At 70.4% G+C, this 4,277-nt stretch carries 5 protein-coding genes; 1 reads left to right on the plus strand and 4 read right to left on the minus strand.

From position 1 onward, the window contains the following. A partial coding sequence (locus VGT06_04010) for a hypothetical protein (protein HEV8662297.1) occupies window positions 1–232 on the plus strand: 232 nt, incomplete at its 5' end. 16 nt (window positions 233–248) lie between these two features. On the opposite strand, the gene VGT06_04015 is transcribed toward VGT06_04010, so the two are convergent. The 4 genes from VGT06_04015 to VGT06_04030 all read right to left on the minus strand — a co-directional run. Beyond that, window positions 249–617: a YtxH domain-containing protein gene (locus VGT06_04015; protein HEV8662298.1), complete on the minus strand. Its 369-nt coding sequence runs from the start codon at window positions 615–617 to the stop codon at window positions 249–251. Window positions 618–620: 3 nt separating this feature from the next. Then, entirely contained in the window at window positions 621–1,079 is a 459-nt protein-coding gene (locus VGT06_04020; GenBank protein ID HEV8662299.1) for a hypothetical protein, read from the minus strand. A 1-nt stretch (window position 1,080) separates the two neighbouring features. After that, window positions 1,081–2,271, minus strand: a complete 1,191-nt coding sequence (locus VGT06_04025) for a CoA transferase (GenBank protein ID HEV8662300.1) — start codon at window positions 2,269–2,271, stop codon at window positions 1,081–1,083. Between the two features lie 58 nt (window positions 2,272–2,329). Next, window positions 2,330–4,277 (minus strand): AAA family ATPase (locus VGT06_04030; GenBank protein HEV8662301.1); only part of this gene is annotated, 1,948 nt, incomplete at its 5' end.

Raw genomic sequence — 4,277 nt, forward strand, 5'->3', positions numbered from 1 at the left:
CGTGGAGCTGGCGGGGGGCGTCCGGTTCCTCTGCCACGGGCACGGGGAGCAAGCCGGCCGATATCGGATCGGCCGCCAGGTGGCGATCGAAGAAGTAGACGGGATCTACTACGCCTCCACGCTGACCCTGCGGGAGCGGATCAGCCTCATCTGGCGGCGCCGGGGCGAAGCCGAGGCGAAGCTCCGCTCCATCTTCCGGACCGCCCTCCACCACCTCCGCCGGCGGCCCTGAGGGCAGCCCCACCGCCTCACTGCGCGGAGGTCGGCTCCGCGTCCCCGCCCGAGAGCTTCCGCTTCTCCCGGAGGAAGGCCTCTTTGCCCGCCTCGTAGGCACCGGTGAGGAGGTCCTTGTTTTCCTCCAGCAATTCCTTCCCCGTCGAGACCACCTCTTCGACCCGGTCCCGCCACTCCCGGACCCGACCCTCGGCCTTGTCCCGGAACTCCCTCACGGTCTCTTCGGTCTTCTCCTGCGCCTCCTCGGCGAACTGCCGGAGGCGGACCCGGGTCCGCTTCCCGCTCTCGGGCGCGTACAGGAGGCCCACGAAGGCGCCCAGGGCGCCCCCCAGGAGGAAGGCGAGGACAACGGCCGATCCCGAAATCCCGCGCTCGCTGCTCATGGCTTACTCCTTCCTCCGCAGGAGCCGGCGCACCAGCGTCCAGGTCCCCGTCTTGACCCCGGCCACCAGGCTCACGACGGTCACCAGATGCGGCGCCAACCCCGTGCGGATCACATCCGTGGTGGTCCGCACCGTCTCGCTCGCGCGCCGGAGGTTCTCCAGGGTGCCGCTGACCCGGTCCATGCCCCGGCTCACCTCGTCCGACACGTGGCCGACGTTGCGCATCACCTCCTTCAGTTCGTGCAGGGCGGGGGTCAGGTCCGCCTCCGCCGCCCGGAGCAGCCGGTCGGCGGTCTGCACGGTCCCCCGGGTTTCCTCCACCAGGGCATCGGTGCGCTCCAGGAGCCCCTGGAGCTGCCGCAGCAGCGTCCGGACCTCCAGGAGGAGGGGGAGGGCCACGACCGCCCCCGCCACCGCCACGGCCGCCAGGACCGTCAGGGCTGTCGCCGCCAGGATCTCCACCTCAGATCACCCCGTCCCGCCGCAAGGCCATGCACGCCTCCCCGTCCAGCCCCAGCCACTCGACCAGGACCTGGTCCGTATGCTCCCCGAGCAGCGGCGGCGGGTGCTCGACCGCCCCGGGGGTCTCCGACATTTTGAGGGGGTTCCCGGTCACCCGGACCGGCCCCACCTTGGGATGGACGAGCGTCCGGACCATCTCGCGGGCCAGCACCTGGGGGCTGGCGAAGACGTCCGCCACCGCCTTGATGGAGCCGCAGGGGATGCCGGCCGCACTGAAGGCCTCGAGCCAGGCTGCCACCGGTCGGGCCCGCAGGAGGCTTTCCAGAGTGGGGCGCAGGGCCCCCCGGTGCTCGACTCGACCGGCGTCGGTGTCGAAGCGGGGATCGGCGGCCAGCTCGGGCCGCCCCAGGACCCGGCAGAACTGCTGGAAGAGGCTGTTGTTCCCCACCGCGACGTTCAGGTGGCCGTCGGCGGCCTCGAAGGTCTCGTAGGGCATGATGGTCGGGTGGAGGTTACCCATCCGGGACGGGCTCTTCCCGGTGGCGAAGTAGATCCCGGCCTGGTAGGTGAGGAAGGAGATCATCCCGTCGAGCAGGGCCACGTCGATCCGCTGGCCCCGCCCGGTCTTCTCCCGGGCGTACAGCGCGAAGGCGATCCCCTGGACCGCGTACATCCCGGCGATGATGTCCGCGATGGAGAGGCCCACCTTGCAGGGCGGTCCGTCGGGGAAGCCCGTGAGGCTCATGACCCCGCTCTCCCCCTGGACGATGAGATCGTAGCCCGGCCGGAGCGCCTCCGGCCCCGTCTGCCCGAACCCGGAGATGGAGCAGTAGATGAGGCGCGGGTTTTGGCCGGCCGCAGCCTCGTACCCGAACCCGAGGCGCTCGATCGTCCCGGGCCGGAAGTTCTCGATGAGGACGTCGGCGCGGGTCAGCAGGTCGGCCAGGAGGGCCTTCCCCTTGGGAGCCCGCAGGTTCAGGGTGACGCTCCGCTTGCTCCGATTGACGCTCAGGAAGTAGGCCGACTCCCCCTCCACGAAGGGCGGCCCCCAGCGGCGGGTATCGTCCCCCCCCTCCGGGTTCTCCACCTTCACCACATCCGCCCCCATGTCCCCCAGGATCATGGTGCAGAAGGGGCCGGCCAGGATCCGGGTCAGGTCCAGGACCTTCAGGCCATCGAGTGGTCCCCGCATGCGGAGCGCCTCCGAGATCGGGTAGAGAGGGCGCCGGCCGGCCCGTCCTTCCGCGCCGTCAGCCGCAGGCGAAGGTGAGCTCGCCCCCCTGCAGATCCACGCGGATCGTGTCCCCCTCGTGGAACTGGCCTTCGAGGAGCCGGCGTGCCAGGGGATCCTGGAGCAGGCGCTGGATGGCGCGCTTCAGCGGCCGCGCGCCGTAGACCGGGTCGAAGCCCTCCCGGGCGAGCAAGTCCTTCGCCGCGTCCGAGACGGCCAGGGTGAGCTTCCGGTCCGCCAGGCGCTGCTGGAGCCGCCGGAGCTGGAGCTCGACGATCCGCTCCAGGTCTTGCCGGGAGAGCGTGTTGAAGATGATGATCTCGTCGATGCGATTGAGGAATTCCGGCCGGAAAGCCGCTTTCAGCGCCTCCAGGACCTGCGCCCGCATCGCGGCCTCGTCCCGGCCGGCCAGTTCCCGGATGAAATGGCTGCCGAGATTGCTGGTCATGATCACGAGGGTGTTGCGGAAGTCCACGGTGCGCCCGTGCCCGTCGGTCAGGCGCCCGTCGTCCAGCATCTGGAGCAGGACGTTGAAGACCTCCGGGTGGGCTTTCTCGACCTCATCGAAGAGCAGGACACTGTAGGGCCGGCGCCGGACCGCCTCCGTGAGCTGCCCCCCCTCCTCGTAGCCCACGTACCCCGGCGGCGCCCCGATGAGGCGGGCTGTCGCGTGCTGCTCCATGTACTCGGACATGTCGATCCGGATCATCGCCCGCTCGTCGTCAAAGAGGAACTCGGCCAGCGCCCGGGCCAGCTCCGTCTTCCCCACCCCGGTGGGCCCCAGGAAGATGAAGGAGCCGAGCGGCCGGTTCGGGTCCTGGAGGCCCGACCGGGCCCGGCGGATGGCGTTCGCCACCGCCGTGATGGCCTCGAACTGGCCCACCACCCGTTCCCGGAGCTTCTCCTCCATCTTGAGCAGCTTCTGGGTTTCCCCCTCCAGAAGCCGGGTGACCGGGATCCCGGTCCACTTGGCGACGATGGCGGCCACGTCCTCCTCGTCCACCTCCTCCTTCAGCATCTGCTCGCCGCTCTGTCGGGCCGTGAGCGCCGCCTGCTCCTGTTCCAGCTCCCTCTGGAGGGCAGCGATGGTCCCGTACCGGAGTTCGGCCACCTTCCCCAGATCCCCCTGCCGCTCGGCCTGCTGCTCCGCGATCCGGGCCTGCTCCAAGCGCTCTTTGATCCCCCGGAGCCGCTGGATGACGGCCTTTTCCTCCCCCCAGCGGGCCTTGAGCGCGTCCGCCCGGGCCGTGAGCTCGCGGAGCTCCTGTTCCAGGCGGGTGAGGCGCTCGGCCGAGGCCTCGTCCGTCTCCTTCCGCAAGGCCTCGCGCTCCACGGTGAGTTGCCGGACCCGCCGCGTGAGCTCATCCACGGCGGTGGGCATGCTGTCGATCTCCATCCGGAGCTTCGAGGCCGCCTCGTCGATGAGGTCGATGGCCTTGTCCGGGAGGAACCGGTCCGCGATGTACCGGTTGGAGAGGACCGCCGCCGCCACCAGCGCGGAGTCCTTGATCCGGACCCCGTGGTGGACCTCGTAGCGCTCCTTCAGCCCCCGAAGGATGGAAATGGTGTCCTCGACGCTCGGCTCCCGCACCACAACCGGCTGGAACCGGCGCTCCAGGGCGGCGTCCTTCTCCACGTGCTTCCGGTACTCGGTGAGGGTGGTCGCCCCGACGCAGCGCAGCTCCCCGCGGGCCAGCGCGGGCTTCAGCATGTTGCCGGCGTCCACGGCCCCCTCGGCCGCCCCCGCCCCCACCAGGGTGTGGAGCTCGTCGATGAAGAGGATGATCCGGCCCTCCCGCTCGGCGATCTCCTTCAGGACCGCCTTCAGGCGGTCTTCAAACTCCCCCCGGTACTTCGTCCCCGCGATCAGGGCGCCCAGGTCGAGCGCCACCACCCGCTTGTCCTTCAGGGACTCCGGCACGTCCCCGTTCACGATCCGCTGGGCCAGCCCCTCCACGATGGCGGTC

This window comes from Candidatus Methylomirabilis sp. (assembly GCA_036000645.1).
Lineage (GTDB): Bacteria > Methylomirabilota > Methylomirabilia > Methylomirabilales > JACPAU01 > JACPAU01.

Excerpts from the sequence above, each read along its gene's own strand:
- VGT06_04015 (HEV8662298.1), bottom strand. The coding sequence starts at position 617 with ATGAGCAGCGAGCGCGGGATTTCGGGATCGGCCGTTGTCCTCGCCTTC.
- VGT06_04025 (HEV8662300.1), bottom strand. The coding sequence starts at position 2,271 with ATGCGGGGACCACTCGATGGCCTGAAGGTCCTGGACCTGACCCGGATC.